At 67.8% G+C, this 15,493-nt stretch carries 15 protein-coding genes; 10 read left to right on the top strand and 5 right to left on the bottom strand.

What is annotated here, in order from left to right:
* Nucleotides 1–30: 30 nt before the first annotated feature.
* Nucleotides 31–1,659, top strand: a complete 1,629-nt coding sequence (pruA, locus tag ABD768_RS38005; RefSeq protein ID WP_343983775.1) for an L-glutamate gamma-semialdehyde dehydrogenase — start codon at nucleotides 31–33, stop codon at nucleotides 1,657–1,659.
* Between the two features lie 102 nt (nucleotides 1,660–1,761).
* On the opposite strand, the gene ABD768_RS38000 is transcribed toward pruA, so the two are convergent.
* Nucleotides 1,762–2,418 carry a TetR/AcrR family transcriptional regulator gene (locus ABD768_RS38000; RefSeq protein WP_343983778.1) on the bottom strand — a complete coding sequence of 219 codons (657 nt, stop codon included), beginning with the start codon at nucleotides 2,416–2,418 and terminating at the stop codon, nucleotides 1,762–1,764.
* A gap of 138 nt (nucleotides 2,419–2,556) precedes the next feature.
* Here ABD768_RS38000 and ABD768_RS37995 point away from each other — a divergent pair, with 138 nt between their 5' ends.
* Nucleotides 2,557–3,420, top strand: a complete 864-nt coding sequence (locus ABD768_RS37995; protein WP_344849050.1) for an alpha/beta fold hydrolase — start codon at nucleotides 2,557–2,559, stop codon at nucleotides 3,418–3,420.
* A 113-nt stretch (nucleotides 3,421–3,533) separates the two neighbouring features.
* On the opposite strand, the gene ABD768_RS37990 is transcribed toward ABD768_RS37995, so the two are convergent.
* A complete protein-coding gene (locus ABD768_RS37990) occupies nucleotides 3,534–3,725 on the bottom strand; it encodes a hypothetical protein (RefSeq protein WP_343983784.1) in 192 nt (63 codons plus the stop codon).
* 117 nt (nucleotides 3,726–3,842) lie between these two features.
* Nucleotides 3,843–4,340 carry a DUF2505 domain-containing protein gene (locus ABD768_RS37985; RefSeq protein WP_343983788.1) on the bottom strand — a complete coding sequence of 166 codons (498 nt, stop codon included), beginning with the start codon at nucleotides 4,338–4,340 and terminating at the stop codon, nucleotides 3,843–3,845.
* Between the two features lie 298 nt (nucleotides 4,341–4,638).
* On the opposite strand from ABD768_RS37985, the gene ABD768_RS37980 reads away from it, so the two are divergent.
* From ABD768_RS37980 to ABD768_RS37945, 8 genes are all read left to right on the top strand, one after another.
* The gene (locus ABD768_RS37980; protein ID WP_344849047.1) at nucleotides 4,639–4,878 is read left to right on the top strand and encodes a VOC family protein; all 240 of its coding nucleotides are present in this window, start codon (nucleotides 4,639–4,641) and stop codon (nucleotides 4,876–4,878) included.
* Nucleotides 4,879–4,919: 41 nt separating this feature from the next.
* Nucleotides 4,920–5,021 carry a VOC family protein gene (locus tag ABD768_RS37975; protein WP_425558472.1) on the top strand — a complete coding sequence of 34 codons (102 nt, stop codon included), beginning with the start codon at nucleotides 4,920–4,922 and terminating at the stop codon, nucleotides 5,019–5,021.
* 140 nt (nucleotides 5,022–5,161) lie between these two features.
* A complete protein-coding gene (locus tag ABD768_RS37970; RefSeq protein WP_344849045.1) occupies nucleotides 5,162–5,683 on the top strand; it encodes a helix-turn-helix domain-containing protein in 522 nt (173 codons plus the stop codon).
* Nucleotides 5,680–6,258, top strand: coding sequence for a DUF6036 family nucleotidyltransferase (locus ABD768_RS37965; RefSeq protein WP_343983797.1), 579 nt, complete (start codon nucleotides 5,680–5,682; stop codon nucleotides 6,256–6,258). Before ABD768_RS37970 ends, ABD768_RS37965 begins: the two co-directional genes overlap by 4 nt.
* 478 nt (nucleotides 6,259–6,736) lie before the next feature.
* Nucleotides 6,737–8,512: a DUF1906 domain-containing protein gene (locus ABD768_RS37960; RefSeq protein ID WP_344849043.1), complete on the top strand. Its 1,776-nt coding sequence runs from the start codon at nucleotides 6,737–6,739 to the stop codon at nucleotides 8,510–8,512.
* Between the two features lie 94 nt (nucleotides 8,513–8,606).
* A complete protein-coding gene (locus ABD768_RS37955) occupies nucleotides 8,607–9,062 on the top strand; it encodes a MarR family winged helix-turn-helix transcriptional regulator (protein WP_344849041.1) in 456 nt (151 codons plus the stop codon).
* On the top strand, nucleotides 9,059–9,679 hold the full coding sequence (locus ABD768_RS37950) for an NADPH-dependent F420 reductase (RefSeq protein WP_344849039.1): 621 nt from the start codon (nucleotides 9,059–9,061) through the stop codon (nucleotides 9,677–9,679). Before ABD768_RS37955 ends, ABD768_RS37950 begins: the two co-directional genes overlap by 4 nt.
* On the top strand, nucleotides 9,676–10,710 hold the full coding sequence (locus ABD768_RS37945; protein ID WP_343983809.1) for an LLM class flavin-dependent oxidoreductase: 1,035 nt from the start codon (nucleotides 9,676–9,678) through the stop codon (nucleotides 10,708–10,710). The genes ABD768_RS37950 and ABD768_RS37945 overlap by 4 nt, the downstream gene beginning before the upstream one ends.
* A 36-nt stretch (nucleotides 10,711–10,746) precedes the next feature.
* Here the strand turns inward: ABD768_RS37945 and ABD768_RS37940 are convergent, their stop codons facing one another.
* Nucleotides 10,747–14,373 carry a S8 family peptidase gene (locus ABD768_RS37940; protein ID WP_344849037.1) on the bottom strand — a complete coding sequence of 1,209 codons (3,627 nt, stop codon included), beginning with the start codon at nucleotides 14,371–14,373 and terminating at the stop codon, nucleotides 10,747–10,749.
* Nucleotides 14,374–14,493: 120 nt separating this feature from the next.
* On the bottom strand, nucleotides 14,494–15,459 hold the full coding sequence (locus ABD768_RS37935) for a helix-turn-helix domain-containing protein (RefSeq protein WP_343983815.1): 966 nt from the start codon (nucleotides 15,457–15,459) through the stop codon (nucleotides 14,494–14,496).
* Between the last annotated feature and the right edge of the window lie 34 nt (nucleotides 15,460–15,493).

The following is a 15,493-nucleotide window of genomic DNA, read 5'->3' as shown; positions in this document are numbered from 1 at the left end:
AGTCGAGCCGAACGAGGAGCACCGCACACCATGGATGCCGTCACCGCAGTACCCACTCCGATCAACGAGACCGTGCGTGGGTACGCACCCGGTTCGCCCGAACGGGCCAGCCTGGAGGCGAAGCTCAAGGAGTTCAACGCGGCCGGTGCGATCGACCTGACCTGCACGATCGGCGGCGAGCAGAAGCTCGGCGGCGGTACGCCGTTCCAGGTGGTCCAGCCGCACAAGCACGCTCACGTGCTCGGCACCCTCGGCAACGCGACCGAAGCTGACGGCAAGGCCGCCGTCGACGCGGCCCTCGCGGCCGCTCCGGCCTGGCGCGCGCTGTCCTTCGACGACCGCGCGGCCGTCTTCCTCAAGGCCGCCGACCTGCTGGCCGGCCCGTGGCGCGACACGCTGAACGCGGCGACCATGCTCGGCCAGTCCAAGACGGTCCAGCAGGCCGAGATCGACGCCGCCTGCGAGCTGATCGACTTCCTCCGCTTCAACGTCGCGTTCGCGCGCAACATCATCAACGACCAGCCGATCTCCTCGCCGGGGATCTGGAACCGGGTCGACTACCGCCCGCTCGAGGGCTTCGTCTACGCGATCACCCCGTTCAATTTCACCGCGATCGCCGGCAACCTGCCGACCGCGCCCGCGCTGATGGGCAACACGGTGGTCTGGAAGCCGTCGCCGACGCAGCAGTTCGCGGCGCACTGGACGATGCGGCTGTTCGAGGCGGCCGGGCTGCCCGCGGGTGTGATCAACCTGGTCACCGGCGACGGCATCGACGTGAGCAAGGCGGCGCTGACCCACCCGGATCTGGCCGGCATCCACTTCACCGGCTCGACGAAGACCTTCCAGTCGTTGTGGGGCACGGTCGGCACGAACATTTCGGCGTACAAGACGTACCCGCGACTGGTCGGCGAGACCGGTGGCAAGGACTTCATCCTGGCGCACCCGTCGGCGGACCCGGCGGTGCTGAAGACGGCGATGGTCCGGGGTGCTTTCGAGTACCAGGGTCAGAAGTGCTCGGCCGCCAGCCGGTCGTACGTCCCGCGCAGCGTCTGGAACCAGATCCGCGACGACATCGCCGCCGAGACCGACTCGCTGACGATGGGCGACGTGACGGACCTGTCGAACTTCATCGGCGCCGTGATCGACGACCGCGCCTTCGCCAAGCACAAGGCGGCGCTCGACCGGGCCCAGCAGACGGCCGGCATCGAGGTCCTTGCCGGTGGCACCTATGACGACTCCGAGGGCTACTTCGTCCGGCCGACGCTGCTCGTCTCGGACGACCCGACGGACGAGATCTTCTCGACCGAGTACTTCGGGCCGATCCTCGGTGTGCACGTGTACGAGGACGGTGACTTCGAGCAGGTCATGAAGCAGATGGAGAACTCGGCGCCGTACGGGCTGACCGGCGCGGTCATCGCGCAGGACCGGCACGCGGTCGCCGAGGCCGCGGAGTACCTGCGCTTCGCCGCCGGCAACTTCTACGTCAACGACAAGCCGACCGGCGCGGTCGTCGGCCAGCAGCCGTTCGGTGGAGCGCGCGCCTCCGGTACGAACGACAAGGCCGGCTCGATGTGGAACCTGATCCGCTGGGCCAGCCCCCGCTCGATGAAAGAAACCTTCACCCCACCCACCGACTACCGCTACCCCCACCAGGGCTAGGTCGCTTCTACGGGCGGGGGCCAGGTACTTGGCCCCGCCCGTGCTCGCATTGCGGGTTGGAGTGTTGAGGCCTCGAAGTGCAGCTGGGTGTTCAGGGGCGGGTCAGGCCGTCAAGCCTCGGCGGACTGTGATGTAGAAGGAGGTCAGGTCTTCGATCAGGGCTTCTACCTGGTCGGGGATGAAGGGGTCGGCGTCCAGGAGCCAGTCGGCTATCAGGTCGAACAGGCCGCCTACCAGGCCGATGGCGATGGCATGGCGGGCGCGTAGGTCGGTCTCGTCGCGGGCCAGGGGGTCGGCGGAGTCGGGGACTTCGTCGTACCGATCCCAGATCTGTTCCAGGAAGCCGGCTGCCCAGCGGCGGTTGGTGCGGCGTTGGCGCTCGACCGTTTTGGAGATGCCGCCGGCCTGGCCGAAGGTGACCTTGGCGACTCGTGGGTCGTCGAGCAGCGCGTGCGCGAAGGCGGCGACGATGCCGGGGACAGCCTGGCGTTCGTTGCCCTCGGCCCGGGCCGCGACCGCCATCATGTCCGCCATCAGGCGCTCCGACGTCCGCTGCAGCAGCGCGACGTAGCAGTCCTCGCGGTTGTCGAAGACCTCGTAGAAGCTTTTCGTCCCGACGTACGCCGTACTGCAGATCTGCTCGATCGACGTGCCCAGGTAGCCGTGCGCGGCGATCAGGTCGAGCGCGGCGTCGAGCAGCTGCTCGCGGCGCTCGGCTTTGCGCTGCTCGGCCGTCAGACCTCTGATCACTCGCCCCATGGAGCGACGTTACCCCCGGTGGCTGGTTGATAACCACTCGGCGAGTTATGAACACGAAGGCTTGTTCATAACCGCGAGACGTGCTCCACTGTCGGTCATCCCGTCGTCACCGAACGACACTGCCCCTCGGGAGCCGCTATGAGAACTGTTCTCCGGCGAGCCGCAGCCAGCCTGGTGGCCGCTGCACTGCTCGCTAGTACCTTTACTGCCTCGGCACAGGCCGCCGCACCCAGCTCCGGCTTCGACAACTGGTCCTGCAAGCCGTCGGCCGCGCACCCCAACCCGCTGGTGTTGCTGCACGGGCTGGGCGGCAACGGGCCGGGCAACTACTCGTTCCTCGGCCCGTACCTCGCGGCGAAGGGGTACTGCGCCTTCACGCTCACCTATGGCCAGGCGACGCCGGCCATCCCGGTCGGCGGGACGGTCTCGATCGTCCAGTCGTCGGCGGAGATCGAGGCGTTCGTCGATCGCGTGCGGGCGAGCACGGGGGCGGCGAAGGTGGACATCGTCGGGCACTCGGAGGGAGGGTTCCAGAGTCTGTACGGGCCCAAGGTGCGCGGGTACGCAAGCAAGGTCGGCAAGGTGGTCGCGCTCGCGCCGCCGACCCACGGGACGACGTTCGGCGGTCTGGTGAGCGTCGGCGACTACCTCGGGCTGCGACCGCTGGTCGATCAGGTACTACGGGAGTTCGGCTGCCCGGCTTGCGACGAGATCATCGTGGGTGGAGCCGAGGTGGCGAAGCTGACGGCTGGGCCGATCGCGCAGGCGGGGGTCAAGTACACGGTGATCGCCTCGCGGGCGGACCTGTTGGTGACGCCGCATGAGACGTCGTTCATCCGGGAGCCTGGCGTGCGGAACGAATTCGTCCAGGACACCTGCCCGCTTGATCCGGTCGGGCATGTGGGGCTTGCGTTCGATCCGACTGTGGCGCAGCTGGTCGCCAATGCGCTCGACCCGGCGCACGCGTCACGCGTGCTGTGCGGCTTCGGCCCGCCGCTCTAGACCTGGGGGCGGCGCGGATGCCGGCACTGCAGGGGAGCCGGCATCCGCGCCGTTGCTTTACCCGCTGCCGACCGGTTGCGGTGCGGCGCGGTGGTTGCCGGGGCCGGCTGCCGTCAGGCGGTGCGGTGGAGGGCTTGTGCGGCGGGGGCGATCAGGACCGCCGAGCCGCAGGCCACGCAGATCCATTCGTCGGACAGGTCGTCGGCGGGGTGATCGCCGGGATTGACCCGCTCGAACGGGACCGTGTCGTCGCAGAGTACGCAGTACCAGGTGTCGTCGATCGGGCCGCGGCGTCGGGTACGCATCAGAAACCCACCTCCGATAAGTCCTTCTCAGGTTGCCATCGGAGGTGGGTTCACCAGGTCAGCGACACGGCTCGCGGCGCCAGTTGTCGCCGGACGGTCAGTCGCCGGCGGGCGCGATCAGTTGTCGCCGTTGTGCCAGTCGCGGCCGAGGTCGTGCTCCTTCTGCAGCCCCTTGCGGATCGCGTCCACGACGAACGGCTCGATCTTCTTGCCGATCAGCGGCACCGCGACCTTCACGTCCAGGTCGATCGCCTGCACGGTCTCGCCACCGGTCGAGGTGATACTCGCGCTGCCCTTGAGGGTGACCGGCGTGTTCGCGATCTCGCCCTTCACATCGGCGTTCCGCGACCCGTCCGCGTTCGCCGGGTGCCAGGTCTCGGTCTGTACGACGGTGAGCGTGCCACCGACGAACTTCCGCGCGATGTCCGGCACATCGTCCGACGGCATCTCCCGCTGCACCCGCACCACGGTGTCCGCACCGGACTGACTCACCTTGACGTCGTACGACAACGCCTTGGTCTTCTCACAGGCCTGCTCGCGAAAAGTAGCGTCGGTGACGATCGCGAAGACTTCCTCAGGGGTGGCGTCATAAGACGCCGACATCTTCAGCTCCATGCCGCACATCATGACACTGCCCCCGTACTACGACCCGCCCACGCGCCCGCCGCCGCTCGCTCCTCCGCCGCTCCCCGCTCTGGGCGCTCCCAACCACCCGGTGACAATTACCGCTCCTCCGTCGTGCAACCACCCAGTTGGCACCCCGACCCCCGCACGTGGTTGCCCACGGCCTCGACCCCAACGACCGGCGCGACCACTTCGCCCTTGAATCACCCGCCGAGTACCCCGGCCGATCCCGGAGCGCCCCCTTCGCATCCGGAAGCTCATCGTCCGGGTCGACCGCTAGCGTGCCGGAATGGCAACCCACTGGACCCTCGGCTGGGACGCCCGCGACCCGCGCCGACTCGCAACCTTCTGGCCGCTCGCATCGAACTACGTCCCCGAGCCCGGCTACGACGACCCCGAAGGCGCCTCGATCGTCGACCCCACCGGCAAAGGCCCAGCCATCGGCTTCCTCGAAGTCGCCGAACCAAAGACCTCCAAGAACCGTATGCACATCGACATCCGCGTAGCCGGCGAAGCCCCTGGGACCTGACCGACCGCGACCGCCTGATCCTCGCCAAGGCCCCTGAACTGGTGGCCGCCGGCGCCACGGTGATCCGAGAGGAGTCCGACGGCGACCACCTGCACCACGTCGTCATGCTCGACCCCGAAGGCAACGAGTTCTGCGTCGCGTAGGCCGCGGCTACCGGGGTGGTTGGCTTGACCGGATCTTATGACTATTATCTGATTAGATAAGGGTGTGAGGAGGTGCTGAGGTGGACCAGGACAGTCGGGCGGTTTGTGAGCAGCTCGATCGTGCTCTCGTTGAGAGTGGGATGTCTCAGGCTGCGTTCGCTGCTGCGCTCGGCACTTCTGCCTCCCGCTTCTCGACCTACCGTTCTGGCCGGACCAGGCCGACGGCGCAGTTCTTCTTGCGGGCCGGACGGATTGCTCATGCCCTTCACGCGGCGCGGGAGTACCGGATCATGACTGCTCCGGCTACCGCGGCGGCCATTCGCGAGGCGAGCGATGACGATTGGGCTTGGCGGATGCTGCTTCAGGGGCGCGACCATCTGCGCTTGTTGCTGCGCCGTCATGATGGTTCCGAAGCCGCTTGGGAGGCAGCGCCGGCCACGACCGGCCGGGCGGGCTTCGACACTCTGCTTGCTGTTCTGACCGCGCACGAGTTCGAGGCAGCAGGCGAGGAGCCACCCGAGTGGAGCCGGGCCGAGGCGCTCGCTGAGCCATGGATCCCCGAGCATCCATTTCTGGATCGTGATGAGATCGTCGAGCAGACTCCCGCCTACCTGGCACGGGCGAACATCTTCGTTCCTGCTCGCGACCTGATGACAGCGTGAGCGACCCACGCAACGAGTTCACGGCCGGTGAGATCGTCGATCTTCTGTCGGACCTCGACCAGCGCCTGACGGCACGTGGCATTTCCGCGGCGGTCTTCGTCGTCGGAGGCGCCGCGATCGCCGTTACCTCCGACGACAGTCCCCGCCGGACCGAGGACGTCGACGCCATCACACGCGATGAGGCCGTGATCGAGGAAGCTCGTGTGATGGCGCGTGAGCGCAAGCTTCCCGAAGACTGGCTGAACACCAGCGCCAGTGCGTGGATGCCGCCCTTGCCGGAGGGGGCACTGCGGCGGGGTGAGGCGCCCGGCCTGCACATTACGTATGCCAGCGACGAGTTCCTGTTGGCGACCAAGTTGGTCGCCCAGCGCCGCAAGGATGCTGCCGACATCGTTGCTCTGGCCAAGCGTCTCTCCATGGAGCATGCGTCGGCCGACGACCTCGAACGGCTGATCCATCGCTACTACACCGATGAGGATTCGCTCGAGTTCATCCTCGACGGCAACGATATCGGTCGCGAGACGCACCTCCTGGCGGTCAGGGCCGCACGGCTGCTGGCCAGTCAATCAGTCTGAGCGGAGCAAATCGGGCCGGCGGTGCGCGAAAGACGGGTAGAGACGTCGCCGGTCCGGGGCGCACACCGCGACGCAGGAGCGAGGAGCGGCGGGGGCGTGGGGGACGCAGGAGTTGGCGGATTGCAGGAAGTTGCAGTGGTCGGGTGGGGAGGGAGGACCTTTGCGTCGGTAGGGTTTCAGGGCTACGGGGGTGGCTACGTGAGGAGTTTTGGTGAGGGTTTTCAGGGCTGCTGTGGTTTCTACGGTGGTTGCGTTGGTTGGTGGGGTGGTTGCCGGGGCTGGGGCGGCGGGGGCTGAGGATACGAAGACTGTTTCGTATCTGGGGTACGAGGTGAGTGTGCCTGCCAGTTGGCCTGTGGTGGATCTGGCGAAGGATCCGACTGCTTGTGTGCGGTTCGATCGGGCGGCGGTCTACCTGGGGCGGAGTACTGCGCAATCCGATTGCCCAGCGCATCTTGTGGGACGGGGTGAAGGGCTGGTGCTTGCGCCGCTCACCGCGCCGGCGAGGTCGAGCGAGGGTGAGCTGCAGGTTGCGGTTGAGGGCGCTGGGGTGTTGGCGACCGCGTACTACGTGCCTGGGGCGGATCAGACGGCCCGCAAGGTGCTTGCCAGTGGTCGGGTGACGGCCACGGCGAAGAGGAATGCGGTTCAGGCGCCGCGGGCGGTTCAGGTGACGCCTTCGATCATCGCGACCAAGAACATCTACCAGCCGGCGTTCGACATCTGCGACGCGCCGGCCCAGAGCACCATGGATGCCTGGAAGGCGCCGAACTCGCCCTACCGCGCGATCGGCATCTACATCAGTGGCACTTCCCGTGGTTGCCTTGCCCAGCCCAACCTGACGCCGCAATGGGTCGCCGCGCAGGACAGCGCCGGCTGGCAGTTCCTCCTGATCGACGTCGGTAAGCAGGCGCCCTGCACCGGCTTCTCGAACAAGATCTCCACCACCCCGGCCACGGCAGTCGCCGAAGGCCGGACGGCCGCGGCCAATGCGGTCGCTGCAGCGCAGGCGCTGGGCTTCGCGCCGCGGAGTGCGATCTACAGCGACATCGAGCACTACACGTCGACGGCGGCTTGCAAGGCTTCGGTGCTTTCGTACCTGAGTGGCTGGACGCAGGAGCTGAACTCTCGCGGGTACGTCGGTGGCGCGTACGTCGGCGCGTCGTCCGGTGGGGCGGACCTGGCCAGCGCTTACACCAGTACGGCGTACACGCGGCCGGACAACCTGTGGTTCGCCCACTGGAAGAACACGCCGGTCCTGACGAGCCGGTTCATCCCGGCCGGCTACTGGGCGGCGCATCAGCGGGTGCACCAGAACGAAGGTGACGTCAGCCGGACCTACAACGGTGTGACGCTCAGTGTCGACGAGAACATGCTGGACCTGACCATGCCGCCTGCGGCCGTCACTGGTGTCACCGGCACCGGCCGGAACGGGTCTGCGGTACTGCGCTGGACCCTGCCCTCCACGACCATCAGCCAGGTCGTCGTACGCCGCAACGCGGGCAAGGTCGCCCCAGCGCTCCCGACCTCCGGCACGGCGGTCTACGCGGGTCCGAGCATCAGTGCTGTCAATGCGGGCGGTCTGGTGAGCGGTACCGGCTACACCTTCCGTACCTGGGTCAAGAACAACTACGGCAAGTTCAGCCCGGGCGCTGACAAGTACCTCGCCGGTACTTCGAGCAGCGCCGCCGCAAGCGCTGCGTCCATCATGTACACCGGGTCGGTCACCCTGAAGAGCCAGGTCAAGCGCCTGGACACCGGCGCGGTGCTGTCCGGCGTACCGGTCACCCTGTACGCCAAGGCCATCAACGCGTCGAAGTGGACCGCCGTCGCGACGGTGACGTCGTCCACTACCGGTGCCGTCGCAGCGGTACACAAACCGTCCGTCACCACGCGGTACATGTGGACCTACAACGGCAAGACCGACGTGCTGGGCTCGGCCAGCCCGATCGTGACGGTTGCCGTGCACCCGGCGATGTCGAGCTACCTGTCCCCGGCAGCGATCAAGCTGGGTGCGAGCAGTGTCTTCTACGGCTACCTGAACCCGGCCCACGCCGGCACGAAGACCTACCTGCAGCGCAAGTCAGGCACCAAGTGGGTCGCGGTGACCAACGCCAAGCTCTCGGCCAACGGCAAGTACACCTACGCCATCAAGCCGACCGCCCGCGGCACCTACACCTACCGCGTCGTCTGGCTGGCCGACGCGGACCACCAAGGCACCCAAACAGTCGCCAAGGTCCTCACCGTCAGCTGACAACTACCCCGTCTCCGTGCGAGGCGGGGTAGTTTTCCGAGAATTTGATTGACGTGTCATCATTGATACATCAATCAGATTTGAGGTGGATGTGGTGGCCGGGCGGCGGCGGTTGTCGGTGGGGGAGTTGGGGGTTTGGCGGGGGCTGGTGGATACGACTGACGAGTTGCGGCGGCGGTTGAGTGTGCAGTTGGCGGAGGATTCGGGGTTGTCGCCGGCTGACTATCGGGTGTTGCTGGCGTTGAGTGAGGCGGAGGGGAAGCGGAGCCGGTCGTCGCGGCTGGCTGAGCAGATGGAGTGGGAGCGGAGCCGGCTTTCGCATCAGTTGGGGCGGATGGAGAAGCGGGGGCTGATCCGGCGGGAGGATTGTGCGACGGACAGCCGTGGCGCCGAGGTGGTGCTCAGCGAGGAGGGCGCGGATGCGTTCCGGAGGGCTACGGCGCCGCATGCGAAGGCGATCAAGAAGCACTTTGCGGATGCGCTGACGCCGGCACAGTTCGACGCTCTCGAGGACATCCTGCAGTCGCTGGAAAGGCATCTGCGGCGATGAGGATCGCGGTGTTGGGGGCCGGACATGTCGGACCGGTGATCGCGCGGGTCGCGGTCGAGGCCGGGTACGACGTGTCGATCGCGGCGTCGGGGGATCCGGCGAGGATCGAGTTGATCACGCAGGTGATGGTGCCGGGGGCCAAGGCGCTCTGGGCGGCGGATGCGGCAGCCGATGCGGACCTCGTCGTGCTGGCGATCCCGCTCCACAAGTTCGCGGCCTTCGACCCCACCATCGTCGAAGGCAAGCTCGTCATCGACACGATGAACTACTGGCCGCCGGTCGACGGCGTACAGGAGCTGTTCGAGAACCCGTTGCTGACCAGCAGCGAGGTCGTCCAGCAGAAGCTCAGCAGATCGACGGTGGTGAAGACCTTCAACCACCTCGGGTACCACGAGCTGGCGGACGACCGGCGCGAACCAGGCGATCCGGACCGCCGCGCGATGGGCATCGCGGGCACCAGGCCCGCGACAGAAACAGTTGCCGAGGTCATCGATGCCATCGGCTACGACCCGGTGATCCTGAACGGCCTGCACAACAGCCGTCTCCTCCAACCCGGCGGCCCCGCGTTCGGCGTACCGCTCGGACAAGGACAACTAATGAAAGAGATGCAGCGATGACAGACTTCCCGCTCGTGCTCGGGCTGGACACCTTCGGCGACGTCACCTCCGACGAGCAGGGCCGGCCGGTCTCCCACGCCCAGACCATCCGTGACCTGGTCGAGCAAGGTGTGAAAGCGGACGAGGCCGGCCTCGACTTCTTCGGTATCGGCGAGCACCACACCGACGACTTCCCGCTGTCGGCCGCCGACGTGGTGCTCAGTGCGATCGCCGCCCGGACCGGGAACATCCACCTCGGCTCAGCCGTCACCGTCCTCAGCTCGGACGACCCGGTCAGGGTCTTCCAGCGTTACTCGACCCTCAACGCCGTCTCGAACGGCCGCGCCGAGGTCATCCTCGGCCGCGGCTCGAGCATCGACTCGTTCCCGCTCTTCGGCTACGACCTCGCCGACTACGAGACCCTCTTCGAGGAGAAGACCAACCTCTTCGCCGAGCTCCTCAAGGGCGGCCCGGTCAGCTGGGAAGGCAAGACCCGCGCGGCCCTCCATGACCAGGACGTCGTACCGCACCTGGACACCCCGCTGCCGACCTGGATCGGCGTCGGCGGCAGCCCGCAATCCGTGATCCGCGCCGCGCACTACGGCTTCAACCTGATGCTCGCGATCATCGGCGGCAGCCCGTCGCGCTTCGCGCCCTTCTCCGACCTGTACCACCGTGCGCTCGAGCAGTTCGGCCGCGACCCGTTGCCGATCGGCGTCCACTCGCCCGGCCACGTCGCCGCCACCGACGAGCAGGCCCGCGAGGAGTTCTGGGAGCCCTACCGGGAGGTGATCACGCGGATGAGCAAGACCCGCGGATTCGCGATCCCGACCAAGTCCCAGTACCTGGCCGAGGTCGGCCCGAAGGGTGCCCTGTTCGTCGGTTCACCCGAGACGGTCGCCCAGAAGATCGCCGCGAACCTGAAGAACCTCAAGGCCACCCGCTTCGACCTCAAGTACGGTATGGGCGGCCTGTCCCACCAGACCCTGCTGACGAACATCGAACTCTTCGGCACCCAGGTCGCCCCGCGAGTCCGGGAACTGATGGCCTAGCAGCGCCACCAGTCCCCGGACCCCGCCTGGGGAAAATCAGCGCAGACCGACCGCCCGGTCGATGGTCTGGCTGACACTGTTGCCGGCCTTGTCCCGGGCTGTCACCCGCAGACTCACGAAGCCGGCCTTCGACGGCGCGTCCAGGCGGCCGATCCAGTCGTTGCCGGAGTGGCGCAACGACAAGGCCTTCCAGTGGGCGCCGTCGTCGTACGAGACGTCCAAGCCGACGGTGTTGATCACGCCGGCGCCGGCCGCGCCGGCCAGGTGGGACGGCGTCACGGCGATGTCGGTACGCCGCGACGCCCGGCCGCTCAGATCCGTACTGATCCCGTAGTCGAGCTGGATCAGCGGCAGCGTCTCCAAGAACCGGTAATCAGCGTTGTCGGAGATGAAGCCCCACTCCGTCCGCGTCCGCGGCGAGTACGGCCGACCCGGCAGCTCACGCGTCGTGTCGACGACGAGCCGGTACGGAAGCTTGTCCGGCGACACCTCCGCCGAGACGAAGTCAGCACCCTCGCCCACCAGCTGAGAACCCTGGTAGAGCGAGGTGTTCAGCGTGATCCCGCCATACACAGTGCCCTCGTGACGCCCATCGCCCCACCCCGGCATCCCGAAGGTGCTGATGATGTCGCCCACCCGCGACGGCGGTGTGCTCATCGCGTTGTCGGCAAGGAGCCGAGGACGCTGGATCCCGCCGAACCAGGTCTCCTTCGTCGTACTCCGCGCCTTGTACGCCGTCGAAGACCCGAACAGCATCAGATCGGTGACAGCGGTCTGGGTCAGCCACTTCACCCCGGGCGCGGCAGTCACCCATGCCGTGTAGTTGCCTTGCGCAAGGACTGGCGTCGCGTCCGCGCCCACCGCCCAGGTGAGGTCGGCGGAGAGGTCGTAGCGGATGTCGACCGCCTCGCCCTGCTTCGTGTCCCGGAACGACTCGTCGATCCGGGCCAGCTCACCCGGACCCGGCCGGTACGACGGGTCGGCCGGGATCGCGCCGTCATGGTGCTGCACCAGGTCGTACAGGTACTCCGGCTGCGGATGCGACGTCACCACCAGCACCCGGCCACCACGCTGGATCCGGTCGAGCAACTGCTGCGCCCGATCGGTGCCGAGCGAAGCCACCGGCAGCGACGGTGTCTCCTCCTGCGGGAGATCGGCCCAGGCGTCCAACGGTCCGAAGCCGTCGTTGAGGATCAGCAAGAGCTTGGCGCCGGCCTTGAAGGCAGCCGCGGCCTGCTCGGTCGGGGCAACCGCATCGTTGCGATGGACGACCGCGATCTTGCCGCGGGCAACGACCTTCGCGAAGTCGGCCGCTGAACCATTGCCGGCCACGACGACCGGGTAGGCGGACGTGCCCGCCGGCAAGGAAGGTGACCAGCTCTGGACGTTCACGTCGAAGGAACCGACGGTCAGCGGCGACTGCACCTCACGCCACCGGGACGCGAACGTGTACGACCCCTGCGTGACCTTGCGGGTCGGAGTCACCCACAGGCTGTCGTAGATCCACGGCTCGAGCTGATACGTGTCGACAAACCGATGAAGATCTCCATAGCTGCGGTACTGATCGACCCGGACATAGCTGTTGACCGTCTGCTGGGGAGCGGTCGCCGCGACCTTGCGGAGCTTCGACGCGTCCAAGGTCAGCGTCCGATCGCCGTCGACGACCACCTCGGGATCGCTGAGCACGACCCGGCTGAGCGAGTGCGGGCTGTCGAGTCCGCGCGCATCGGCGTACAGCCAAGCGGCGTACGTGCTCGGCTGGATGCTGAGCTCCAGCTTGCCGGTCGCGTCGACCTCGTAGGCCTTCGGCACGGTGTCGCGCTTGATGTCCTTCATGATCAGCACGCCAGGCAGCGAGGACTTCACGCTCAGGTTGACCCGCTGGCTTTGCTTGGTGAGGCCGACGGGCGTGTGCGTGCGCAGTACGCCGTCAGTGCCGGTGGCAGTCAGTACTGCGCTGTAGCCGGCGTCCTCAACAGCAGCGCCAAGGTGGCTGACCACTCCAACCGTCGCCGTCCCGCCAGCGGGCACCGTCACGGAAGGCGCGGTCAGGGTGAACAGGCCGTCCGGGATGCCCTGCGTCTTCAGCGCCAGGTTCAGCGTGATCGGCGAGGCGCCGGTGTTGGTGTAGGTGACGTCCTTCTGGGCAGTCTGCGAAGCCGGATACGGCCAGGTCGCAAAGGTGAAGGCCGACCCGGTCGCAAAGACAGTGCTGCGAACCGCGGCAGCAACATCCAGTCGACCACTACCGGCCGCGAACGGGCTGTACTGCTGCGTCGTCTTCGTCGTGCTGACCAGCGCGTCCTTCAGTTGCTGCCCGGTCCAGTCAGGATGCGTCCGCGCGAGCAACGCGGCGGCGCCGGCGACGTGCGGGGTCGCCATCGACGTACCGCTCATCGTCAGGTACGAGCCTTCACCTTCCGGCGCGTACTGCGAACGCGCGGCGAGCACGTCGACGCCCGGAGCCGTGAGGTCGGGCTTGAGCCCGTTGTCGCCGGTACGCGGGCCGCGGCTGGAGAACCCGGCCAACCGGTCGGCGCTGTCCACTGCGCCAACGGTCAGGGCGGCGTCGGCCGCCCCGGGTGCGCTCACGGAGTACGGGCCGGGGCCGTCGTTGCCCGCGGCGATGACGAACAGCGCGCCGGTCTCGGCGCTGAGCCGGTTGACCGCCTGGCTCATCGGGTCGGTGCCATCGGTCGGGCCGGAGCCGAGGCTCATGCTGATCACCTTGGCGTGCTGGTCGCGGGCGGCCCACTCCATTCCGGCCAGGATCCACGAGTCCTGCCCGCTGCCGTCGTTGTCGAGCACCTTGCCGATGTGCAGGTTGGCGCCGGGCGCGACACCTCGCTCGACCCCGCCCGAGGCTGCGCCGGTACCGGCGATGGTCGAGGCGACGTGCGTGCCGTGGCCGTGCCGGTCGGTGATGTCGAGCCCGGGGACGAAGCTCTGCGAGGCAGCGATCCGGCCGCCGAAGTCGGGGTGCGTGGCGTCGATACCGGTGTCCAGGACGGCGACGTCGACGCCTTGGCCGGTGTCACCGCCGGCCCAGACCTCGGGTGCGCCGATCTGCGCGGTGGTGTCGGCCAGCGTCGCCTTGGCCTTGCCGTCCAGCCAGATCTTGGCGATCCCGCCGCCCAGCTTGGCCGGGCCTGCCACCCGCTTGGAAGACGGAGTGAGGGAGGTCCAGAAGGCGGGGGACCGGTCAGCGGTGAGAGCTGCGCCCTGGATGCTGGTCAGTGCGAGAGTGCGGCGGGCACCGGACGGGACGGCCTGCTTGCGAGCGGCGGCGTCCGTGTAGGTGACGATCAGCGGCAGCTGCTTGCTGTGCGCGTCGTCATAGCCGTCGGCAAGTAGTTCGGTGACGTTGAACAGGTGCTCGTCGAGTACGCCGGAAGCGAGGTAAGGCAGCGCGGCGTCGGGGTAGACGTAGGTGTCCTTGCCCGACGTCATGATGTGCGCGCCCGCCGGCCGACCGGCCGCGTTCTGCACCGTCGCCGTGGTGTGACCGTCGGCGGTGACGGCCGCGGTCACCTTGTCGCCGGTGATCAGGGTGACGGTCTGCAGCGGAAGAGCGCGGCTGAGCCCCGGGCTGGGGAGCGGCGGGGTGGCCTGGGACAGGCCGGGGGTGGCGAGCAGGGCGAGGGCGGCGCCGAGTGCGATCACCCCACGTTTGGAGGAGGGCAGCAAGGGGGCTCCAAAGGTCGGTGGAGCCCTGATTAAAGGCAGGTCAGAACATGGAGTACTACTTACTTTCGTGGCGCAAAGAAGCCACGACCAAGACGGTCAGAGCCAACCGCGCTCACGCGCCTGCCAGCCGAGCTGCAATCGGGAGCGCGAGTTGGTCTGCTCCATCAGCAGCTGTACCCGCCGCGCGACCGTCCGCCGGCTGATCCCGAGCCGCGCTCCGGCGGCGTCGTCGGTCAGCCCGGCGACCAGGAGTGACAACAGGTACCGGTCCTCGGCGGACATCGTCGCCTCGGCGGTCAGCTCGTCCACCGCAGTCACCGACAACGGGCTGGCGCGCATCCATACGGTCTCGAAGAGCGCGACCAGCGCATCCAGCAGGCTGCTCGGGTGGACCAGCAGCGCCGCATCGTGCGCGGACGTCGTCCAGTCCAGCGGCAGCAACGCGAGCTCGCGGTCCGCGATCGCGAGCTTGGTCGGCACCGTATCGGCGATCCGGGCCTGCTCGCCCGCCTCCACATGCGTGACCGTGCTCGCGGACAGTAGCCGGTCCTCCAGCGCCGTACTGTCGTAGACGACCCGATACGCGACACCCGCCGCCTGGCGATCCAGCTGGGTCTTGTTCACCTCGGCCGATGCGACGTACGGCGCCGCGACCAGCCCCCGGAACTCCTTCTGCGCCGACAGCTGCACCCGGTCGAAGGCCCAGCCGACCGCGTCCTGGCCGGAGACGATCTCGATCAGCTCCTCGGTCCGCCGGCTGGTGGGTTTCCGGTACGCCTCCGCCGCCAGCCGTTGAGCCGCCTCGCGGGTCCGGATCAGCTCCTGCTCCTGCTGCTGGATGAACTGCTGGACCGCCAGATCGGGCGGCACCGCGACGACCAGCTCCTGCGGCGGCGGCGTACGGTGCACGAACCCCTCACGCTGCAGAGCCGCGACGGCCCGGCGTACCTGGACGATGCTCAGCCCGACGCGTTCAGCGAGCTGGGGGACCGAGGCGCTGCCCTGCCGGACAAGTGCGAGGTACGTCGCCTCCTTGGACTCGGGAAGGCCGGCAGCCTTCATGACAACCCTGGTGCCGTCGAGAACTCGCGCATGG

The sequence above is a fragment of the Kribbella ginsengisoli genome (genome assembly GCF_039537185.1).
GTDB classification, from domain to species: domain Bacteria; phylum Actinomycetota; class Actinomycetes; order Propionibacteriales; family Kribbellaceae; genus Kribbella; species Kribbella koreensis.
The sequence above is the reverse complement of the archived record's forward strand: the minus strand, read 5'-3'. Positions and strand labels throughout refer to the sequence as shown.

Bases quoted from the DNA above. Each gene is read 5' to 3' on its own strand.
- pruA (WP_343983775.1), top strand. From the start codon at position 31: ATGGATGCCGTCACCGCAGTACCCACTCCGATCAACGAGACCGTGCGT.
- ABD768_RS38000 (WP_343983778.1), bottom strand. From the start codon at position 2,418: ATGGGGCGAGTGATCAGAGGTCTGACGGCCGAGCAGCGCAAAGCCGAG.
- ABD768_RS37995 (WP_344849050.1), top strand. From the start codon at position 2,557: ATGAGAACTGTTCTCCGGCGAGCCGCAGCCAGCCTGGTGGCCGCTGCA.
- ABD768_RS37990 (WP_343983784.1), bottom strand. From the start codon at position 3,725: ATGCGTACCCGACGCCGCGGCCCGATCGACGACACCTGGTACTGCGTA.
- ABD768_RS37985 (WP_343983788.1), bottom strand. From the start codon at position 4,340: ATGGAGCTGAAGATGTCGGCGTCTTATGACGCCACCCCTGAGGAAGTC.
- ABD768_RS37980 (WP_344849047.1), top strand. From the start codon at position 4,639: ATGGCAACCCACTGGACCCTCGGCTGGGACGCCCGCGACCCGCGCCGA.
- ABD768_RS37970 (WP_344849045.1), top strand. From the start codon at position 5,162: ATGTCTCAGGCTGCGTTCGCTGCTGCGCTCGGCACTTCTGCCTCCCGC.
- ABD768_RS37950 (WP_344849039.1), top strand. From the start codon at position 9,059: ATGAGGATCGCGGTGTTGGGGGCCGGACATGTCGGACCGGTGATCGCG.
- ABD768_RS37945 (WP_343983809.1), top strand. From the start codon at position 9,676: ATGACAGACTTCCCGCTCGTGCTCGGGCTGGACACCTTCGGCGACGTC.
- ABD768_RS37935 (WP_343983815.1), bottom strand. From the start codon at position 15,459: ATGAAGGCTGCCGGCCTTCCCGAGTCCAAGGAGGCGACGTACCTCGCA.